Raw genomic sequence first — 542 nt, 5'->3', positions numbered from 1 at the left:
GTGGGCTCGGCCAGATCGCGCGTGACGATGTTCCAGACGAACTCGCCGGTCTGCTGCGCGTTGCGCACCGTGTCTTTGAACCCCACGCTCGAGAACGCAAGGATCGGCGGCGCGTAGTTGAAGACGCTAAAGAAGCTGTATGGCGCGAGATTCAGCGTGCCGTCCGCGCTGCGCGTGGAGATCCAACCGATCGGACGCGGCCCGACGATCGCGCCGAGTGGATCGTGCGCGAGGCCATGGCCGCGCGTGGGCTCGTAGAAGTGCAGGTCGTCGCATGCGGCGAGCGGCACTGCGAGTGTTATGGACGAGTTAGCGCTCATGTCAGGAAGGAAGTCACAATGTCACGCAGCGTCTTCGCCACGCGCGGATCACGGGCATAGCCACTCGTACGGGCAACCATGTCGTGCTCAGTACTTGCCGGAAAGCAGTTCGCCGCAACCAGGCACTTCAGCGCGCAGTTCCAGCCGACGCAGCATCTGCCAGGTCGTCGCCACGGCCGCCGAAACAGTGGGGATGCCGGATTCTTCCTGCACGCGCTGGAT

Annotated in this window: 1 pseudogene; it reads right to left on the bottom strand. The window is 64.0% G+C overall.

The window, feature by feature from the left end:
* Positions 1-320 (bottom strand): annotated as a pseudogene (locus BN2476_RS45200) (flavin reductase); the annotation flags it as partial.
* Positions 321-542 lie beyond the last annotated feature (222 nt).

This window comes from Paraburkholderia piptadeniae (genome assembly GCF_900007165.1).
Taxonomy (GTDB): domain Bacteria; phylum Pseudomonadota; class Gammaproteobacteria; order Burkholderiales; family Burkholderiaceae; genus Paraburkholderia; species Paraburkholderia piptadeniae.
This window is presented reverse-complemented; position numbering and strand designations above follow the sequence as displayed.